Source organism: Amycolatopsis deserti (assembly GCF_014653945.1).
GTDB lineage: Bacteria > Actinomycetota > Actinomycetes > Mycobacteriales > Pseudonocardiaceae > Amycolatopsis_E > Amycolatopsis_E deserti.
In genome coordinates this window covers 123291-142176 of record NZ_BNAU01000009.1, presented here as the reverse complement: position 1 = coordinate 142176, position 18886 = coordinate 123291, and the positions used below count along the sequence as shown (strand labels likewise).

At 73.4% G+C, this 18886-nt stretch carries 17 protein-coding genes and 1 riboswitch; of the genes, 8 read left to right on the top strand and 9 right to left on the bottom strand.

Annotated features, from left to right (window positions below):
- Nucleotides 1-21: 21 nt before the first annotated feature.
- Genes IE290_RS31600 through IE290_RS31590 form a run of 3 tightly spaced genes read right to left on the bottom strand, consistent with a single transcriptional unit; the run spans nucleotide 22 to nucleotide 1933 of the window.
- Nucleotides 22-261 carry a helix-turn-helix transcriptional regulator gene (locus IE290_RS31600; RefSeq protein WP_191248385.1) on the bottom strand — a complete coding sequence of 80 codons (240 nt, stop codon included), beginning with the start codon at nucleotides 259-261 and terminating at the stop codon, nucleotides 22-24.
- On the bottom strand, nucleotides 258-1103 hold the full coding sequence (locus tag IE290_RS31595; protein ID WP_191248384.1) for an ABC transporter permease: 846 nt from the start codon (nucleotides 1101-1103) through the stop codon (nucleotides 258-260). Before IE290_RS31595 ends, IE290_RS31600 begins: the two co-directional genes overlap by 4 nt.
- Entirely contained in the window at nucleotides 1100-1933 is an 834-nt protein-coding gene (locus IE290_RS31590) for an ABC transporter ATP-binding protein (RefSeq protein WP_229874844.1), read from the bottom strand. The genes IE290_RS31595 and IE290_RS31590 overlap by 4 nt, the downstream gene beginning before the upstream one ends.
- A gap of 184 nt (nucleotides 1934-2117) precedes the next feature.
- Between IE290_RS31590 and IE290_RS31585 the strand changes: the two genes are divergently transcribed.
- From IE290_RS31585 to IE290_RS31575, 3 genes are read left to right on the top strand one after another with little or no spacing between them, the layout of a single operon-like run.
- Nucleotides 2118-3167, top strand: coding sequence for a ferredoxin-like domain-containing protein (locus IE290_RS31585; RefSeq protein WP_191248382.1), 1050 nt, complete (start codon nucleotides 2118-2120; stop codon nucleotides 3165-3167).
- Complete coding sequence (locus IE290_RS31580; protein WP_191248381.1) at nucleotides 3164-3787, top strand: precorrin-8X methylmutase; 624 nt, start codon at nucleotides 3164-3166, stop codon at nucleotides 3785-3787. Before IE290_RS31585 ends, IE290_RS31580 begins: the two co-directional genes overlap by 4 nt.
- Nucleotides 3784-5274, top strand: a complete 1491-nt coding sequence (locus tag IE290_RS31575; protein ID WP_191248380.1) for a precorrin-2 C(20)-methyltransferase — start codon at nucleotides 3784-3786, stop codon at nucleotides 5272-5274. The genes IE290_RS31580 and IE290_RS31575 overlap by 4 nt, the downstream gene beginning before the upstream one ends.
- Before the next feature lie 36 nt (nucleotides 5275-5310).
- Here IE290_RS31575 and IE290_RS31570 read toward each other — a convergent pair whose 3' ends face one another.
- Genes IE290_RS31570 through IE290_RS31560 form a run of 3 tightly spaced genes read right to left on the bottom strand, consistent with a single transcriptional unit; the run spans nucleotide 5311 to nucleotide 9945 of the window.
- Complete coding sequence (locus IE290_RS31570) at nucleotides 5311-8484, bottom strand: arabinosyltransferase domain-containing protein (RefSeq protein ID WP_191248379.1); 3174 nt, start codon at nucleotides 8482-8484, stop codon at nucleotides 5311-5313.
- 52 nt (nucleotides 8485-8536) lie between these two features.
- Nucleotides 8537-9199 (bottom strand): 5,6-dimethylbenzimidazole synthase, encoded by a 663-nt coding sequence (gene bluB, locus IE290_RS31565; RefSeq protein ID WP_191248378.1) that lies wholly within the window; start codon nucleotides 9197-9199, stop codon nucleotides 8537-8539.
- The gene (locus IE290_RS31560; RefSeq protein ID WP_191248377.1) at nucleotides 9196-9945 is read right to left on the bottom strand and encodes a cobalt-precorrin-6A reductase; all 750 of its coding nucleotides are present in this window, start codon (nucleotides 9943-9945) and stop codon (nucleotides 9196-9198) included. The genes bluB and IE290_RS31560 overlap by 4 nt, the downstream gene beginning before the upstream one ends.
- 11 nt (nucleotides 9946-9956) lie before the next feature.
- Here IE290_RS31560 and IE290_RS31555 point away from each other — a divergent pair, with 11 nt between their 5' ends.
- A complete protein-coding gene (locus IE290_RS31555; protein WP_191248376.1) occupies nucleotides 9957-11006 on the top strand; it encodes a cobalt-precorrin-5B (C(1))-methyltransferase in 1050 nt (349 codons plus the stop codon).
- Here the strand turns inward: IE290_RS31555 and cobM are convergent.
- Both cobM and cbiE read right to left on the bottom strand, forming a co-directional pair.
- Complete coding sequence (gene cobM, locus IE290_RS31550) at nucleotides 10993-11754, bottom strand: precorrin-4 C(11)-methyltransferase (RefSeq protein ID WP_191248532.1); 762 nt, start codon at nucleotides 11752-11754, stop codon at nucleotides 10993-10995. The genes IE290_RS31555 and cobM overlap by 14 nt on opposite strands.
- Nucleotides 11751-12911: a precorrin-6y C5,15-methyltransferase (decarboxylating) subunit CbiE gene (gene cbiE, locus IE290_RS31545; protein ID WP_191248531.1), complete on the bottom strand. Its 1161-nt coding sequence runs from the start codon at nucleotides 12909-12911 to the stop codon at nucleotides 11751-11753. The genes cobM and cbiE overlap by 4 nt, the downstream gene beginning before the upstream one ends.
- Nucleotides 12912-12968: 57 nt before the next feature.
- A riboswitch (cobalamin riboswitch) is annotated at nucleotides 12969-13029 on the top strand.
- An 83-nt stretch (nucleotides 13030-13112) separates the two neighbouring features.
- Here cbiE and IE290_RS31540 point away from each other — a divergent pair.
- The 4 genes from IE290_RS31540 to cobC are packed head-to-tail and all read left to right on the top strand — an operon-like array spanning nucleotide 13113 to nucleotide 18004.
- On the top strand, nucleotides 13113-15056 hold the full coding sequence (locus IE290_RS31540) for a putative cobaltochelatase (RefSeq protein ID WP_191248375.1): 1944 nt from the start codon (nucleotides 13113-13115) through the stop codon (nucleotides 15054-15056).
- Nucleotides 15056-15670, top strand: coding sequence for a cob(I)yrinic acid a,c-diamide adenosyltransferase (gene cobO, locus IE290_RS31535; protein WP_191248374.1), 615 nt, complete (start codon nucleotides 15056-15058; stop codon nucleotides 15668-15670). Before IE290_RS31540 ends, cobO begins: the two co-directional genes overlap by 1 nt.
- Complete coding sequence (locus tag IE290_RS31530; RefSeq protein WP_191248373.1) at nucleotides 15664-16998, top strand: cobyrinic acid a,c-diamide synthase CobB; 1335 nt, start codon at nucleotides 15664-15666, stop codon at nucleotides 16996-16998. Before cobO ends, IE290_RS31530 begins: the two co-directional genes overlap by 7 nt.
- Nucleotides 16991-18004: an Rv2231c family histidinol phosphate aminotransferase CobC gene (gene cobC, locus IE290_RS31525; protein WP_191248372.1), complete on the top strand. Its 1014-nt coding sequence runs from the start codon at nucleotides 16991-16993 to the stop codon at nucleotides 18002-18004. Before IE290_RS31530 ends, cobC begins: the two co-directional genes overlap by 8 nt.
- Here cobC and IE290_RS31520 read toward each other — a convergent pair.
- Nucleotides 18001-18876 (bottom strand): LysR family transcriptional regulator, encoded by an 876-nt coding sequence (locus IE290_RS31520; protein ID WP_191248371.1) that lies wholly within the window; start codon nucleotides 18874-18876, stop codon nucleotides 18001-18003. The two genes, cobC and IE290_RS31520, sit on opposite strands and share 4 nt — an antisense overlap.
- Nucleotides 18877-18886 lie beyond the last annotated feature (10 nt).

Sequence of the window (18886 nt, the reverse complement as noted above, 5' to 3'; positions counted from 1 at the left end):
GTCCGCTGGGCGGGCCCGGAGTCAAGCCGTCCGTTCCTCGCGGCCGAGGCGGGGGAAGGGTCGCGTGGAGAAGATCACCTCGACGGGCACCTCGAAGTACTCCGCGATGCGCAGCGCGAGGTACAGGCTCGGGCTGTACTCGCCGCGCTCGAGGTAGCCGATCGTCTGGTAGTGCACCCCGACCGCCTCGGCCAGCTGCCGCCGTGAGATGCCGCGCTCGGCGCGCAGCATCGCGATGCGGTTGTAGATCGACTCACTCATCCCGGCATCCGCTGTAGTGCCTTCTCCCGCCGTGCGGCCACGGTCGACCCGGACTCGCGCCGCGCCATCCTACGCAGCACGATCGGCGCCAGGACCAGGCCCGCGACCGCCCACGCGCCGAGCACCCCGAGCGTCTCCCACGTCCGCCACGACTGCCCGATCTCCACGGCCACCATGCCCTCCGGCAGGAACGCCGAGCGCATGCCCAGCCCCAGCCAGTACAGCGGGAACACCTGGGCGATGCCCTGGACCCAGGTGGGCAGCTCGCCGATCGGGTAGAAGATGCCCGACGTGCCGACCAGCGCCATCACCGGCAGCATGACCACGCCCATCGTGCGCGGGTTCTCGAACAGCGACCCGAACACCGCGCCGATCGGCAGCGTCGCGACCAGGCCGACCACCAGCACCCACGCCATGGTCACCCAGGTCATGGCGTCGACCTGGAGACCGTCGAACATGAACAGGCCGGGCACGATCAGCAGCGCGATGCCCACCAGCGTCATGCCCGAGACCAGCACGATCTTGCCGATCAGGTAGCCGGTCATGCCGTGCGGCAGGGCCTTGGCGCGCAGCAGGGTGCCGTCTTCGCGCTCGACCGTGAGCTGCTGCATCGTGTTGATCATCGCGTTGAACCCGACGCTCGCGCCGATCAGGCTGGGCAGGGTCATCGAGCCGCGGGAGAACGTGGTGCCGGGGATGACCGAGCCCTTCATCAGCGTCATCACCACCAGGAACACCACCGTCGGGAAGAAGTACCCCCACAGGTCCTGGACCGTGGTGAAGCTCTGCCGCAGCTCGATCAGGCCGCGCTGGAACCCGGCACGCACAGCGGTCGCGGTCATCGCGCGCCTCCCTCGAACTTGCGCAGCAGCGCCATGTAGGTGTCCTCCAGGCTCGCCCGGCGCACCTCCAGGTCCTCGATCTCCTCGCCGTACTGGGCGAACAGCTCGCGCACGTACTTCGTCGCGTCGGTGGTCGAGTGCACGTACCGCTGCCCGTCGCGGGTCCAGCGGACCTCGGCGTCGGTGGACATCTCGCGGCTGAGCTGCTCGGCCGAGCCGTTCGCGATGATCGTGCCGCCGGCCAGGATGAGGATCCGGTCGGCGAGTTTCTCGGCCTCGTCCAGGTCGTGCGTGGTGAGCAGGATCGTGGTGTCCGACTCGTCGGCCAGCCGGTGCACCAGGTCGTGGAACTCGCGGCGCGCCTCCGGGTCGAACCCGGCGGTCGGCTCGTCCAGGAACAGCAGGTCGGGGCGGCCGACGATGCCGATCGCGACGTCCAGCCGCCGCCGCTGCCCGCCGGAGAGCCGGCCGACCCGCTTGTCCGCGTGCGGGGTGAGGCCGACGGTCTCGACCAGCTCGTCGACATCCCACGGCCGCCGGTGGTCGACGTAGTACGAGCCGAGGTGGGCCAGCAGCTCCCGCACGCGCCACTTGCCGTGGTCCCGCCACGACTGCAGCACGATGCCCAGCCGCGCGCGCCAGGCTTCGGTGCCCCGGGCCGGGTCGACGCCGAGCACCCGCACCTCGCCGGCCGAACGCATCCGGAAGCCTTCCAGGATCTCGATGGTGGTCGTCTTGCCCGCGCCGTTCGGGCCGAGCAGCGCCAGCACCTCGCCCCGGGTGGCCTGGAAGGTCACGCCCTTGAGCACGTCGTTGGCGCCGTACCGCATGCGGAGGCCGCGGACGTCGAGCGCGGGCTCCTCGCCCGGCGGCTCGGGTGGACGCGTCGCGACCTGGCTCACCGCTGTCATAGATCTTCTCCCCAGTGCTACGCCCGTGCGATGAAATGTAGCAGATCTACTACATATGATCCAGGTAATACTTCGCGCTCCGGCCGCCGTTTACAGTGAGCGCATGGCCCCTCCCGGACGTGTCCGCCCCGACGCGTGCCCGGGTGTCTTCGCCACGCACGACGCCGCCGACGGCGCCCTCGCCAGGATCCGGCTGCCCGGCGGGCGGGTGAGCGCGGAGCAGGCGCGCGTGCTGGCCTCCTGCGCCGAAGACCTCGGCGACGGGTCGGTGCACCTGACCTCGCGCGGCAACATCCAGCTGCGCGGCCTGTCGCGGGACACCGGGGAGCTGGCCGCCCGCCTGTCGGCCGCCGGGCTGCTGCCCGCGCCCGCGCACGAGCGGGTGCGCAACTACCTGGCCTCGCCGCTGAGCGGGCTCGCCGGCGGGCTGGTGGATGTCCGGGCCACGGTGTTCGAACTGGACCGGGCGGTGTGCGCGCGGCCCGAGCTGGCCGCCCTGCCGGGCCGGTTCCTGTTCGCCCTCGACGACGGCCGCGGCGACGTGTCCGGCGAGGACGCGGACGTGTGCTGGCGGGCGCTGGACTCGTCGACCGGCGCGGTGCTGCTCGCGGGCCGGGACACCGGTGAGCGGGTGCCGTTCACCGGGGCGGTCGACGCGCTCGTGCGGAAGGCGTTGTGGTTCCTGGAGGTCCGGGGCAGCGCGTGGCGGGTGCGGGAGCTTCCGGCGTTGCCCGCGGGTGAGCGGCCGCCGTCGTCGCCGGGGGTGCCGATCGGGCCGTTCACCCGCGACGACGGGCTCGCCGGGGTGGTGGGCGCCCCGGTGCTGGGGCAGCTCGCGGCCGCGGACCTGCGGGCGCTGGGGGAGATCGTGGTGACGCCGTGGCGGTCGGTCGTGGTGCCGCGCGGCCTGGACGCGCCGGGCCTGGTGACCGATCCGGATGCGCCGGGCCTGGGGATCAGCGCGTGCATCGGACGGCCGGGCTGCGCGAAGTCACGTGCCGATGTGCGGGCGGACGCGCGGGCGATGATGCCCCGCGTCCCCGCCGGGGTGCGGATGCACTTCTCCGGATGCGAACGGCGGTGCGGGCGACCGCACGAGCCGCACGTCGACATGCTCGCGGGCAGCGAGGGATACCAGAAGGGAACAGCGTGATCGACTACATCCGCGACGGGGCGGAGATCTACCGCCACTCGTTCGCCACGATCCGCGAGGAGGCCGACCTCGCGATCCTGCCGGAGGACCTGGAGCCGGTCGCGGTCCGCATGATCCACTCGTGCGGGATGGTCGACCTGGTCGACGACCTCGCCTACTCGCTCGACCTGGTCGAATCGGCCCGCGCCGCGCTGCGCGGTGGCGCGCCGGTGCTGTGCGACGCGCAGATGATCGCCAGCGGCGTGACCCGCAAGCGCTTGCCCGCGTCGAACGAGATCGTGTGCACGCTGTCCGACGAGCGGGTGCCCGCGCTGGCCGAGCGGATGGGCACCACCCGGTCCGCGGCCGCGCTCGAGCTGTGGCGGGACGAGCTGGCCGGCTCGGTGGTGGCGATCGGCAACGCGCCGACGGCGTTGTTCCGGCTGCTGGAGATGATCGAGGAAGGCGCCGGGGTGCCGGCCGCGATCATCGGCGTGCCGGTCGGGTTCGTCGGCGCCGCCGAGTCCAAGGAGGAGCTGGTCAAGCGCGCGCCCGCGCCGTACCTGGTGGTGCACGGGCGCCGCGGCGGCAGCGCCATGGCCGTGTCGGCGATCAACGCGCTCGCGAGCGAGGTCGAATGAAGACGGGCAAGCTGTGGGGCGTCGGGCTCGGCCCGGGCGACCCGGAGCTGATGACGGTCAAGGCGGCGCGGCTGATCGGCGAGGCCGACGTGATCGCCTACCACTGCGCGCGGCACGGGCGCAGCATCGCGCGCTCGGTGGCCGAGCCGTACCTGCGCGAGGGGCAGATCGAGGAACGGCTGATGTACCCGGTGACGACCGAGGGCACCGACCACCCGGGCGGGTACGAGGGCGCGATCGCCGAGTTCTACGAGCTGAGCGCGAAACGGCTGGCCGAGCACCTGGACGCCGGGCGGGACGTGGTGGTGCTGTGCGAGGGAGACCCGTTCTTCTTCGGCTCGTACATGTACATGCACGAGCGGCTGTGCGACCGGTACGAGGCCGAGGCGGTGCCCGGCGTGACGTCGGTTTCGGCGGCCTCGGCGGTGCTGGGCAAGCCGCTGGTGCAGCGCGACGAGGTGCTGACGGTGCTGCCCGGGACGCTGCCCGCGCCGGAGCTGGCGCGGCGGCTGGCGGACACCCAGGCCGCGGCGGTGATGAAGCTGGGCCGCACGTTCTCGTCGGTGCGCGAGGCGCTGGCGGAGTCGGGGCGGCTGGACGAGGCGTACTACGTGGAGCGGGCGACGTGGGACAACCAGCGCGTCGAGCCGTTCGCCTCGGTTGATCCGTCGACCGTGCCGTACTTCTCGCTGGCGCTGGTGCCGAGCCCGGCTTACGCGTCGCGGAAGGAGCCGGCCGCTGCTCCGCCGGTGGCCCAGGTGGACGGCGGCGAGGTCGTGGTCGTCGGGCTGGGGCCGGCCGGGCCGGAGTGGCTGACGCCGGAGGCTTCGGAGGCGCTGGCCGAGGCTGAGCACATCGTCGGGTACGGGCCGTACGTGGCGAAGGTGCCGCAGCGGGCCGGGCAGGTGCGGCACGCGTCGGGGAACCGGGTCGAGGCGGATCGGGCGCGTCATGCGCTTTCCTTGGCCGCCTCGGGTGCTCGGGTGGCTGTGGTGTCCTCGGGTGATCCTGGGGTGTTCGCGATGGCTTCCGCGGTGCTGGAGCAGGCGGCTTCGTGGGAAGAGCCGGTGCGGGTGCGGGTGATTCCGGGCGTGACGGCTGCTTCCGCGGCGGCGGCTCGGGTTGGGGCGCCGCTGGGGCACGACTACTGCGTGCTGTCGCTGTCGGATCGGTTGAAGCCTTGGGAGATCATCGAGCGGCGGCTGGAGGCTGCGGGGGTCGCGGATCTGGTGGTGGCTCTGTACAACCCGGCTTCGCGGACGCGGACCGAGCAGCTGGTGCGGGCGCGGGAGGTGCTGCTGCGGCATCGGTCCGTTTCGACGCCCGTTGTCGTGGCGAGGGATGTCGGGGGTGCCGAGGAGTCGGTGACCGTGACGTCCTTGGGGGAGTTCGATCCCGCGGTGGTGGATATGCGGTGTTTGGTGATCGTCGGGTCGTCGCGGACGCGTGTTGATCACGGGTTTGTTTGGACTCCGCGGTCTTACTGACGCAAGAAGGCCCCTCCGGCTGGAGGGGCCTTCTCGTCACCGCGTCGGTGTGGATCCGTTTGGTTGCTGTGGGCCGGGGCCGGGGCTCTGCCAGCCCCACATCGTCTCCGTGCCGTGTTCGACCTGGGGCGCCACGCCGTCGGTGAAGGGCTCGATCTGCAGCAGGCGTCCCCACGAGCGGCCGGACTGGTCGCCCTCCAGGTAGCTCGGCACCTCGGGCTGGTCGGCCAGCTCCTCGATCCACCCGTTCGGCCCGCCGCCGATGTTGTCCGCCACCCCGGCCTCCGCGGCCAGGTCGCCCGCGGTGATGCGGTACGCCGGGATCTGCGAGATGCCGTCGTGCGAGGCGACCGGGTTCATGCACGGGTACACGAACGCCGCGGGCCAGTCCATGTACACCGGCGCGCTGCCGACCCGCTGCGTGAGCGTGGTGAACGTCGGCACACGCGGGGCGCTCACCGCGACCCACCCGTCGCCGGTGATGTCGTCGTCCTTGGCCACCACGCGCACCCGGTTGACGTCCGCGGGCAGGTCGCCGATGTCGAGCCGCTCGTCGGCCCACTTCGTCTCGTCCGTCGTCGCGCCGGTGCCGACGTTGGGCGCCAGCACGGTCGTCGACTTGACCACCTCGACCCCGGCCGGGGTGTCCTTGCCGAACTCCAGCGCCACGCTCGTCGCCTTGCCCGGGGGCGCCGCGGCGGCGATCGTCACCTGCGCGCCGGCGTGCTGGTCCGGCAGCGCGTACCAGTCGGTGCGCAGCCGGCCGGTCGCCGAGCCCTCGTGGTAGCTGCTCCACATCGGCACGGTCGCCGTGGTGAAGCCGTGCGGCGGCGCGTTCAGCGGGTCGTCGTCACCGTTGCCGTTGGTGTGGAAGCCAGCCGAGGTCTTCTCGTTGCCCTCGTCTTCCGGACGCGGCAGCGTCGAGTTCTCCTGCGCGGGCGTCTCCGCCGGCACGGTCACCGCGGACACCGGCTTGAGCATGCTGGACACCGGGTCCTGCTCGACCATCACGTGGTCGGACAGGTTGCAGCTCTTGCCGAACAGGTGGTCCACGTTCGCCGCGGCGAGGCTGTAGCTGCCCGTCGACATCTGCTTCTGGATCGACTTCGCCATGCTGGCGACCTCGAACACCACGACCGCGCCGCACACCACGACCAGCGACGTCGCGCCCAGCCGCAGCGCGCGCCCGCGCCGCTCCTGCACCGGCGGCGGCGCGCCCGGGCGCTGCATGCGCACGTTCTCCACGAACGCGAACACCGCCGCCACCGCCGCGGCCGCCAGCAGCGCGGTGGACAGGTGCCAGCCCTTGATCGAGGGCGCCTTGTCCCACCACGGCACGCCGAGGCTGGACACGAACCAGTACGCGTTCGGGCCCGTGGCGGCCAGCGCGGACACCACCAGCAACCCGGCGGTGAACGCCGCGCGGTTGCGCCGCGAACGCAGCACCGTCGAACTCGTCGCCAGCGCGGTCAGCGCCGCCATCGCCGCCCCGACGCCGGCGAACGCGCCGAAGTGGTGCGTCCACTTGGTCGGGGTCAGGGCCAGCAGCAGGAAGAACAGCGCCACGGTGCCGATCAGCCGCCGGGCCGGGCCCAGTGCCGCGCCCTGGATGCGGCCGCGGCGCAGCAGCACCACCAGGCAGGTGCCGGTGCACAGGATCAGCAGCAGCACCGGGAACCGGCGGGTCAGCGCGCCGTCCGCGCTGTTTTCGAACAGCAGCTCGTAACGCGAGAGCTCCTCGTACCAGGACTTGTTGGGGCCGACCGAGCCGCGCAGGCGGGTCGCCTCCATCACCGTGGAGAACGTCTGGTCGGCGAAGACCACGACCAGCACGATGAACCCGGCCGCCGCGATCGGCGCCAGCACCGCGAGCCACCCGGAGTCGCGGGCGCGGCTGCGCAGCAGGTGGAACAGCGGCTTCGCGGCGACCAGGAACGGCGCCACCGCGATCAGCGCGGTCGGCGTCGCGGCCAGCGCGAACGCGGCCCCGATCAGGCCGAGGCACAGCGGCAGCAGGCGCCGCGTGACCAGCGCGCGCTCCACCGCGCACAGCGCGATCAGCGAGCCCAGCGCGGCCCACGGCTCGGGGCGGACACCGTTGTTGAACGGCAGCCACCACACCAGGAACACCACGGCCGCGGCCCAGCCCGCCGCCGGGCTGATCCGGACCTCCTTGCCCAGCCGCGGCAGCACCTCACGGGAGATCAGCAGCCAGCTCAGCACGCCGAGCAGGAACGACGGCAGCCGGATCCACGGCGGCACCGTGGACACCGTCGCCATCAGCTCGTAGATGTGGTCGTTCCACCCGAACGGCGCCTCCGCGACGCCGAACCAGCGGTGGTAGTTGGTCAGGTAGCCGACCTGGTCGGCGACTCTGGCCATGGTCAGGATGTAGCCGTCGTCGGAGGTGACCGGCCCGATGAACACCCACGCGCCGAGCACGCCGAAGACGGTCACGTCCCGCTTGGTGAGCTTCCACCAGCCGATCGGCGCCCACCGCGGCGCGCGGCGCGCGGTGCCCGAGTCCAGCCGGTTGACCGCGATCAGGCAGCCGATCAGCGACAGCAGGGCGAACACGCCGATGCCGACCTTCAGCCCGGTGGGGGACGACTGGTAGCGGGTGTCCGGGGTGATGCCGACCGACAGGCCCGCGATCGGGTCCCGGGCCGCGGAGATGTCGGTGTAGATGCCCAGCACGCGCGGCCGGACGTCACCGCCGGAGTCGTAGACCGGGGTGCCGGCCACCGACAGCGTGGTGTGCGTCGCGGTCGAGCTCACCCGCACGTCGCACCCGGTGGCGGGCAGCGGCTGGCGCGCGACCTGCTGGCCGCGGCTGGTGGCGGTGAGCACGCCGTCCTGGACGTTCAGCTGCATCCCGGCGCCGTTGCCCGCGCGGGCCGGCGGCACGGTGGAGAACAGCAGCCCCGCGCCGGCGGTGCGGCCGTCGAGCGACTGGATCGTCGCGCACGGCAGGGCCACCTGCAGGTCCTGCGCCCAGTAGCCGACGAGCGGGGCGTTCACCGGGCGGGTGTCGCTGCCCGCCGGCCACACGATCTTCGCCGTGTCCTGGACGACCGGCATCAACGGGTAGGCCACCGCGCAGGCGGCGGCGAACAGACCCAGTACGACGGCGAGCAGCCGCCACAAGAACGTGCGAGGTCGCTCGGGTGAGGTGCCCTCCGACGCGCCCGGCTGGTCCGGGTCGGTCACCTCATCCGGTGCGACAGTAGGTGTCCTGCTGGCCATCCACATTGGGAGAACGCTATCGCGATGCTTCCTCGCGCTCGCTTCGGGATGGGGGTGTTCGGAACCGCTCACGGTGCGTCGCCGCCGACAGCGGGCGGCGCCGGCGCCAGCCGTGCCGCTCCAGGTCCGGAATGTCCTGGAGTTCGCTCACCGGGCCGAGGCAGAGCCAGGCGACCGGCCGGACGTTCGCCGGGATGCCGAGCAGGTCGCGCAGGAAATCTTCGCGGTAGAAGCTGACCCAGCCGACGCCGAGTCCCTCGGCGGTGGCGGCCAGCCAGAGGTTCTGGATCGCCAGGCACACCGAGTACAGGCCGGCGTCGGCGATCGCGTGGCGGCCGAGCACGTCCGGTGCGCCGCGGCTTTCGTCGTAGGTCACGACCACGCCGAGGCTCGAGGACAGGATGCCTTCGATCTTGATCGGGGCGAACGTCTCGCGGCGCTCCGGCGGCAGCGACGCGGCGAACACCTCGCGCTCGGCGAGCACGTGGTCGCGGAACGCGGTGCGCGTCCGGGTGCTCTCGACGAGCACGAAATCCCACGGCTGGGTGAGGCCGACGCTGGGCGCGGAGTGCGCGGCCTCCAGGATGCGGGCCAGGACGTCGTCGTCGATGGGCTCGCCGGTGAACTCCGCCCGCACGTCCCGCCGTCGCCGCAGGACCTCGTAGAACTCCTCGATCATGCGTCCAGGATCGCCGACACCCACTCCAGGGCGGCGGCCACGTCCGCGACGGTGTGCGCGGGCGGACGCGGCGGGCGCCGCACGACGACCACCGGCACGCCCTCCTGACGGGCCGCGACGAGCTTCGCGGTGGTCATGGCGCCGCCGCTGTCCTTGGTGACCAGCACGTCGATGCGGTGCTCGCGCAGCAGCGCGGTCTCGCCCTCCACGGTGTAGGGGCCGCGGTCGAGCAGGACCTCCAGGCGCGGCGGCAGCGGCGGTTCCGGCGGGTCGACGCAGCGGGCCAGGAAGTACGGCCGCGTGCAGCGCGCGAAGGCGGACAGGCCCTGGCGGCCGCTGGTGAGGAAGATCCGCTCGCCGAGGGTTTCGGCCACCGCGGTGGCCTCGTCCAGGGTGTCGACCCAGTGCCAGTCGTCGCCAGGGCCCTGCTGCCAGCCGGGGCGTTGCAGGCGCAGCAGGGGGACGTTCGTCTTGCTGGTGGCTGCCACCGCGGAGGCGCCGATCCGCTCGGCGAACGGATGTGTGGCGTCCACCACGGCGGCGGTGCCGTGCTCGGTCAGCCACCGCGCGAGGCCGTCCGGTCCGCCGAAGCCGCCGACGCGCACTTCGCCGACCGGCAGGCGCGGGTTGGCGACGCGTCCGGCCAGCGACGACGTGACCGCGACGCCGCGGTCGACGAGCCCGGCGGCCAGCGCGCGGGCCTCACCGGTGCCTCCGAGCACGAGTACTTGCGTCACGCCAGCCATACTGCCTGGTGATGAGGTACGGGTGGACCACCGGAGCGTGTGCGACCGCGGCCACCACGGCCGCGTACACCGCGCTGCTCACCGGCGAGTTCCCGGACCCGGTCGAGGTGGAGCTGCCGCAGGGGCGGCGCCCGGCGTTCGCGCTGGCCACCGAGCGCCTGGACGTGGACTCGGCCACGGCCGGGGTGATCAAGGACGCGGGCGACGACCCGGACGTGACGCACGGCGCGCTGATCCTGTCGACGGTCCGCCGGGGCGAGCCGGGCAGCGGGGTGACGTTCCGCGCCGGGGCCGGCGTCGGCACGGTGACCCTGCCGGGGCTGCCGCTTCCGGTGGGCGAGCCGGCGATCAACCCGGTGCCGCGGCGGCTGATGACCGAGGCGGTGCGGCGCGTCGCGGCTGCCTTCGGCGACCCCGGTGACGTCGTGGTGGAGATCTCCGTGCCGGAGGGCGAGGAGCTGGCGCGGCAGACGTGGAACCCGCGGCTGGGGATCATCGGCGGGCTGTCGATCCTCGGCACGACGGGGGTGGTGGTGCCGTATTCGTGCTCGGCGTGGATCGACAGCATCCGGCGCGGGGTCGATGTGGCCCGGGCGCTGGGGCACACGCATCTGGCCGGGGCGACGGGCAGCACGTCGGAGCGGGTGGTCGCGGAGCGGTACGGGCTGCCGGAGACGGCGCTGCTGGACATGGGCGACTTCGCGGGGGCGGTGCTGAAGTACGTCAAGCGCCACCCGGTGCCGCGCCTGACGATCGCGGGCGGGTTCGCGAAGATGTCGAAGCTCGCGGCCGGGCACCTGGACCTGCACTCGAAGCGGTCGCAGGTGGACCTGGCACTGCTGGCCTCGCTGGCGCCCGAGCCGCTGGCGGCGCGGATCCTGGACGCGAACACGGCGCTGCACGCGTTGCAGCTGTCGCAGGAGGCGGGTTTCCCGATCGGCGCGGCGGTGGCCGATCGGGCGCGTACGTTCGCGGCGTCGGTGCTGGCTCCGGCGCCGGTCGCGGTGGATGTGCTGGTGGTCGACCGCGCCGGGAACGTCGTGGGGGTCAGCGGGGTCTGATCTTCTCCGACCGGTCCCGCGCCGCCGAGTACAGGTAGCTGTCCGGGAACTTCTCCGCCGCCAGGACGCGGCCCACGAAGATCACCGCCGCGCGGTCGATTCCCGCTGCGCGCACCTGCGGCGAGATTCCGGACAGCACCCCGCGCAGGATCCGCTGCCCCGGCTGGCTCGCGCAGTGCACCACCGCCACCGGGCAGTCGCCGCCGTAGTGCGGCAGCAGCTCCTCGACCACCTGCTCGATCCGGTTGATCGCCAGGTGCACGGCCAGCGTCGTGCCGGTCGCGGCGAAGTTCGCCAGCGTCTCGCCCGCCGGCATGGCCGTCGAGCGGGCCTGGACGCGCGTGATGACCAGGCTCTGGCCGATCGTCGGCACCGTCAGTTCGCGCCCCAGTTCCGCGGCCGCCGCGGCGAACGCCGGCACCCCGGGCACCACCTGGTAGGCCACGCCCGCCGCGTCGAGGCGGCGCATCTGCTCGGCCACCGCGCTGTAGATCGACGGGTCGCCCGAGCACAGCCGCGCCACGTCGTGGCCCGCGCGGTCCGCCGCGACCAGCTCGCCGACGATCTGGTCCAGCGACAGGTCCGCGGTGTCGATCCGCCGCGCGTCCGCCGGGCAGTGGGCGAGCAGGTCGGGCGGGGTCAGGCTGCCGGGGTAAAGGCACACGCCGCAGCGCGCCAGCAGGTCACGCCCGCGCACGGTGATGAGGTCCGCCGCGCCGGGTCCGGCGCCGATGAAGAACACGGTCATTTCAGGAAACTCCATTGGGTCACGGTCCGGGCCGGGGTCCAGCCGGTGAATCCGCCGAGCGGGGCGGCGTGTTCGACGGCGATCCGGATCAGCTCGCCGCCGTGCCGCTGGTACGCGTTGGCCAGGACCTGTTCCGATTCCAGCGTCACCGCGTGCGCCACGAGCCGCCCGCCGGGCCGCAGCGCGTCCAGGCACACGTCCAGCGACGCCAGCCCGCCGCCGACGAACACCGCGTCCGGCGTGGGCAGGTCCGCCAGCACCTCCGGCGCGGCACCCGTCACCACCCGCAGTTCGGGCACGCCCAGCCGGTCCGCGTTGCGCTGGATCCGCTCGGCCCGCTCGGGACTGCGCTCGACCGCGATCGCGCGGTTCGCCGGGTGCGCGCGCGACCACTCGATCCCGACGCTGCCCGCCCCGGCGCCCACGTCCCACAGCAGTTCACCGGCCACCGGCGCGAGCCGGGCCAGCGCGGACGCCCGCAGGTCGCGCTTGGTGATCTGCCCGTCGTGTTCGAAGGCCTCGTCCGGCAGCCCGGGCAGCGTCGGCAACGCCGGCCCCGCGCACTCGACCGCCACGACGTTCAACGGATCACCCACCGGGTGTGACCAGTCTCGCGCGAAGCCCTCGACGCGGCGTTCGGCCGGACCGCCGAGCTGCTCCAGCACCGTGAGCTTGCTCTCGCCGTAACCCCTTGCCACCAGCACCGAAGCCAGCTTCGCCGGCGTGTCCCCGTCGGAGCTGAGCACCACCAGCCGCGCCCCCGGCGCGAGCGCGCGGCTCACCCGGTGCACGCTGCGCCCGACGACGCTGACCACCTCGGTCTCCTCCGCGGACCAGCCCATCCGCGCCCGCGCCAGCGCCACCGACGACACCGCGGGCACGATCCGCACGTTCTCCGCGCCGAACCGCCTGACCAGCGTCGTCCCGATGCCGGACAGCAGCGGATCGCCGCTGGCCAGCACGCAGATCCGGCGGCCGGCGTGCTCGGCGAACAGGCCGTCGAGTGCGGGCAGCAGCGGGCTCGGCCAGGCCACCTTGTCCGCGTCCACCGGCACCAGGTCGAGCTGGCGGCGGCCGCCGAACAGCACCTCGGCCGCCATGATCTCGGCACGCGCGGGCTCGGTCAGCCCGGCCCACCCGTCGGCCGGTACACCCACAACGACGATCCTCACGGGGGGAGACCGTATGCGATGATCCTGGAGACGGTCGCGCGAGGAACCCGGTGTGAATCCGGGGCGGTCCCGCCACTGTGACCGGCCCACCCGGCCGGGAGCCAGAGCTTCGGCGGCCGTTACGCGCTCCGAGCGCGTGCCCTGTTCAGGCGGGCGAGGACACCCGCGCGTGGCGAAGGAGTTCGCTTGAGGCCGTACCCGTTCACCGCCGTCGTCGGGATGCCGGACCTCCGGCTCGGGCTGGTGCTCTCGGCGATCTCCCCGGCCATCGGCGGCGTGCTGGTGCGCGGCGAGAAGGGCACCGCGAAGTCGACGATGGTGCGTGCGCTGGCCAGCCTGCTGCCCGAGGTCGACGTCGTCGAGGGCTGCCGGTTCTCCTGCGACCCCGCCGCACCCGACCCGAACTGCCCGGACGCGCCGCACGACGGTGCCGCGGTGCGCCGTCCCGCCCGGCTGGTCGAGCTGCCGGTCGGCGCGGCCGAGGACCGCGTGATCGGCTCGCTCAACCTGGAACGCGCGCTCACCGAGGGCGTCACCGACTTCCAGCCCGGCCTGCTCGCCGCCGCGCACCGCGGCCTGCTCTACGTCGACGAGGTCAACCTGCTGCACGACCACCTGGTCGACACGCTGCTCGACGCGGCGGCGATGGGCCGGGCGACGGTCGAGCGCGAGGGTGTGTCGGTGTCGCACGCGGCGCGGTTCGTGCTGATCGGCACCATGAACCCGGAGGAGGGCGAGCTGCGGCCGCAGCTGCTCGACCGGTTCGGGCTCACCGTCGAGGTGGCCGCGAGCCGTGATCCGGAGCAGCGCGCCGAGGTGGTCCGCCGCCGGCTGGCCTACGAAGCCGATCCGGACTCCTTCGCCGCCCGCTACGCCGACGACGACGCCCAGCTCGCCGCCGAGATCGCGGCGGCGCAGAAGCTCCTGCCGTCGGTCGAGCTGACCGACGACGCGCTGCGGCAGATCGCCGAGGTGTGCGCGGCGTTCGAGGTGGACGGGATGCGCGCGGACATCGTCACCGCCCGCACCGCGGTCGCCCACGCCGCGTGGAGCGGGCGCACCGAGGTGTCCACAGAGGACATCCGCGTGGCGGCGCGGCTCGCGTTGCCGCACCGGCGCCGCCGCAACCCGTTCGACGCGCCGGGCATCGACGAGGAGCAGCTGGAGCAGGCCCTGCGCGACGCCGAACCGCCCGAGGACCCGGGCCCGCCGGACGACGACGGCCCCGGCTCGGGTTCGGACGCCCCAGCCGAAACCCCGCAGGGGCAGCAGAACGACAGCGGCGGCGAACCCGGCGGCGGTGGGGGAGAACAGCAGTCCGTCGGAGCCGGAAAGCCTTACCGGGCCAGGATGTTCAGCGTCGCCGGTCTCGGCGAGGGGGCGCACGGCAAGCGGTCCCGCGCGGTGACCGACGCCGGGCGGACCATCGGCGTCCGCCCGCCGGGCACGCGTGCGGGGCGGCCGCACCTGGTCGCGACCGTGCGGGCAGCCGCGCCGCACCAGAAAACCCGCGGCCGCGACGGCGCCGGCCTGGTGCTGCGGCCCAGCGACCTGCGGTTCGCGCTGCGCGAGGGCCGCGAGGGCAACCTCGTGCTGTTCTGCGTCGACGCGTCCGGCTCGATGGGCGCCCGGGCCCGGATGCGCGAGGTGAAGGCCGCCGTTCTGTCGCTGCTGCTGGACGCCTACCAGCGGCGGGACAAGGTCGGGCTGGTGACGTTCCGCGCCGGTACCGCGGACCTGGCGCTGCCGCCGACCGTCAGCGTCGAGGCCGCCGCCGCGCGGCTGGAGGCGCTGCCCACCGGTGGTCGCACGCCGCTGGCGGAAGGGCTGCTGGAGGCCGCGCGGGTGCTGCGGGTCGAGGCGGTGCGCGATCCACGCCGCCGTCCGCTGCTGGTCGTGGTCACCGACGGTCGCGCCACCAGCGGCCCGGACGCCGTCGCGCGGTCGCAGCGGGCCGCCGAGATGCTCGCAGGCGCTGGGATCGCGTCCGTGGTGATGGACTGCGAGGCCGGGCGCATGCGGCTGGGTCTCGCCGCGGAACTGGCTGCGCGGCTGGGCGGCGAGCACGTGCCGCTGGGCGAGGTCGCCGCCGACACGCTGGCCACCGAGGTGCGCAGGAGGGCTGCCTGATGCCGCAGGGAAAACCGCTGGTCGTGCCCGACGACGGGCTCACCACCCGCCAGCGCCGCAACCGGCCGCTGCTCGCCGTGCACACCGGCGAGATGAAGGGCAAGTCGACCGCCGCGTTCGGGATGGCGCTGCGCGCGTGGAACCAGGGCTGGTCGATCGGCGTGTTCCAGTTCGTCAAGTCGGCGAAGTGGAAGGTGGGCGAGGAGAACGCGTTCCGCGCGCTGGGCGCCCTGCACGAGAGCAGCGGTCAGGGCGGGCCCGTCGAGTGGCACAAGATGGGCGAGGGCTGGAGCTGGTCGCGCAAGCCGGGGTCCGATGAGGACCACGCCGCCAACGCGCGCGAGGGCTGGGCGGAGATCAAGCGCCGTCTCGCCGAGGAGCGCCACGACTTCTACGTGCTGGACGAGTTCACCTACCCGTTGCACTGGGGCTGGATCGACACCGCCGAGGTGGTCGCCGCGCTGCGGGACCGGCCGGGCCGCCAGCACGTCGTGATCACCGGCCGCAACGCGCCGGACGAGCTGATCGAGGCGGCGGACCTGGTCACCCACATGACGAAGGTCAAGCACCCGATGGACGCCGGGCAAAAGGGCCAGCGGGGCATCGAATGGTGAACCGCGTCGTCATCGCCGCGCCCGCGTCCGGGCACGGCAAGACGACGATCGCGACCGGGCTGATGGCCGCGTTGCGGGCGCGTGGACTGACGGTGTCCGGGCACAAGGTCGGGCCGGATTTCATCGATCCCAGCTACCACTCGCTCGCCACCGGGCGGCCGCCACGCAACCTGGATCCGTTCCTGCAGGGCGAATCCCTGCTGGCGCCGTTGCTGCGGCACGGATCCGACGGGGCGGACATCGCGGTGATCGAGGGCGTGATGGGCCTGTTCGACGGGCAGCTCGGCACCGAGGGCTACGCCTCGACCGCGCACGTCGCGCGGCTGCTGGGCGCGCCGGTGGTGCTCGTGGTGGACGCCTCGGCGGCGAGCCGCAGCGTCGCGGCGATGGTGCTCGGGTTCGCGCAGTTCGAGCCCGGCGTGCAGATCGCGGGGGTGATCCTCAACAAGCTGGGGTCGCCGCGGCACGAGGAGGAGATCCGGGCGGCCCTGGTGCGCACCGGGATTCCCGTGCTGGGCGCGTTGCGGCGCAGCGACGACATCCACGCGCCGAGCCGTCACCTCGGGCTGGTGCCGACGGCCGAGCGCGACGCCGAGTCGCGGGAGCTGCTGCCGAAGCTGGCCGCGTGGGTGTCCGACGGAGTGGACCTGGAGGCGATCGTGCGGGTGGCGCGGTCGGCTCCGGCGTTGAGCGCGCCCGCCTGGGAGCCGGTCGGGTCGTACTCGGGGCCGCGGCGGGTGGTGGCGGCGGCCGCGGGCCCCGCGTTCACGTTCCGGTACACCGAGACGGTGGAGCTGCTGGCGGCGTCCGGTGTGGACGTCGTGGACCTGGATCCGTTGCACGACAAGGCGTTGCCCGATGGGTGCGCCGGGTTGTACTTCGGGGGCGGGTTCCCGGAGGTGCACGTCGAGGACCTGTCGGCGAACGTGCCGCTGCGCGAGGAGCTGGCCGCGGCGATCCGGCGCGGGATGCCGGTGGTGGCCGAGTGCGCCGGGTTGCTGTACCTGTGCCGGGAGCTGGACGGGCTGCCGATGGTCGGGGCGCTGGACGCGACGGCGGTGATGACCAAGCGGGGCGCGCTGGGATACCGGACCGCTTCCGCGCCGGTGGACCACCTGCTGGCGGCGGCCGGGCAGCGCGTGACCGGGCACGAGTTCCACCGGACGGTGGTGACACCCCGCGCGGGAGCGGTGCCGGCGTGGGAGTGGGACGGCACCGCGGAGGGTTTCGCCTCGCCCACGCTGCACGCGTCCTACCTGCACGTCCACTGGGCCGGGCACCCCGCGCTGGCGCGGCGGTTCGCGGCGGCGGTGCACGCGCATGAGTGACTACGACCTGCACCACCACGGGGATCGCGAGGTCGGCGACGGCCTGGTGGACCTGGCGGTGAACGTGCGGCTGCCGGCGCCACCGGCGTGGTTGCGCGCGGAACTGGCCGCGGCGCTGGACGACCTGGCCGCGTATCCCGACGCGCGGGCGGCTGCCGAGGCGGTCGCCGAGCGGCACGGCCGGGCGGTATCGGACGTGCTGGTCACCGCGGGCGCGGCCGAGGCGTTCACCTTGCTGGCCACGGCGTTGCGGCCGCGGCACCCGGTGGTCGTGCATCCCCAGTTCACCGAGCCGGAGGCGGCGTTGCGTGCGGCGGGGCATGAGGTGGACCGCGTCGTACTGTCCGCTTCGGACGGTTTCGTTCTCGCGTCGGTGCCCGCGGACGCGGATCTGGTGTTCGTCGGCAACCCCACCAACCCGACTTCCGTGCTGCACCCGGCGGCGGGGTTGCGTTCGCTGGTGCGGCCGGGCCGGATCCTGGTGGTGGACGAGGCTTTCCTGGACGCGGTGCCAGGTGAGCCGGAAAGCCTGGCCGGGGAACAGCTTCCGGGCGTCGTGGTGATCCGCAGCCTGACCAAGACGTGGGGGATCGCCGGCCTGCGCGCCGGATACGTGCTGGCCGAACCGTCCGTTGTGGACGCATTGAGAGCCGTGCAGCCGCCGTGGTCGGTGTCCACGCTGGCCGCGCGCGCGGTGGTGGCCTGCAGCCGGCCGTCCGCCTTGGACGAGGCCGACAAGCTGGCGGTGCGGGCGGAGCAGGACCGGGAGTACCTGGTCAGCGGGCTGCGGTCGCTGGGCGTCGAGGTGGCGGGAGAGCCGCGGGGCCCGTTCGTGCTGGTCCGGATCCCCGGCGCGGCCGCGTTGCGCCTGCGGCTGCGGGAGGCCGGCTACGCGGTCCGCCGGGGAGACACTTTCCCCGGCCTGGACGGCGACTGGCTCCGCATCGCCGTCCGCGACCCGGCGGTGACCGACGGATTCCTCGACGCGCTACGGCGCGTGCGCTAACTCGCCGGAATCCCGAGGAGGGCGAGGAAAGCGGCCGCCGCGGGCGTGGGACCGGACCGGCTCCAGATGACGTACTCGACGCGGGCCGGTGCGTCGGTGACCTCGATGGTGACCACGCCGGTGAGCTGCGGCACGTAGGCCGACGGCAGCATCGCCGCGCCGAGGCCCTCCCGGACCATCCGCGCCAGGAGGTCGGCATTGGTCACCTCGAAGGCGACATCGCGGTCCAGGCCGGCCGCCGCGAACGCCTGGTCGGTCTGCATTCGGCCCGCCGTCCCGGCCGGCAGGTCCACGAACGTCTCCGCGGCGAGCCGGCGCAGGCCGACCGCCCGTTCACCGGCGAGGGGGTGGTCCGGAGCGACCACCGCGACGTGCCGGTCGTGGGCGAGTTCGCGCGCGTGGACACCCTCCGGGCGCGCCGTGGTGGGCAACCCCAGGAAGGCGACATCGATCGTGCCCTCGCGGACCTGCTCGACGAGCTCCTCGCTGGCGGTCCCGCGCAGGCTGATGCGCACGGACGGGTGCACTTGGTGGAACTCCCGCAGCGCGCCCGGGATGTCGACTGCGGCGACGGTGGAGATCAAGCCGACCGCGAGTCGTCCGCGGACCTCGCCCACGGCCGCGGCGACTTCGGCGACCGCGCGATCGGCGGCCTGCAGGCACTGGCGGGCCGTGGCGAGGAACGCCGCGCCGGCCGGGGTCAGCCGTACCCGGCGGCTGGTGCGTTCGAAGAGCCGGGCGCCCAGTTCCCGTTCCAGGCGGGCGATCTGCTGGCTGAGGGCGGACTGGACGACCAGACACAGCTCGGCGGCGCGGGTGAAGCTGTTCGTCTCCGCCACCGCGACGACGTAGCGCATCTGCTGCAACTCCATGGATCAATCA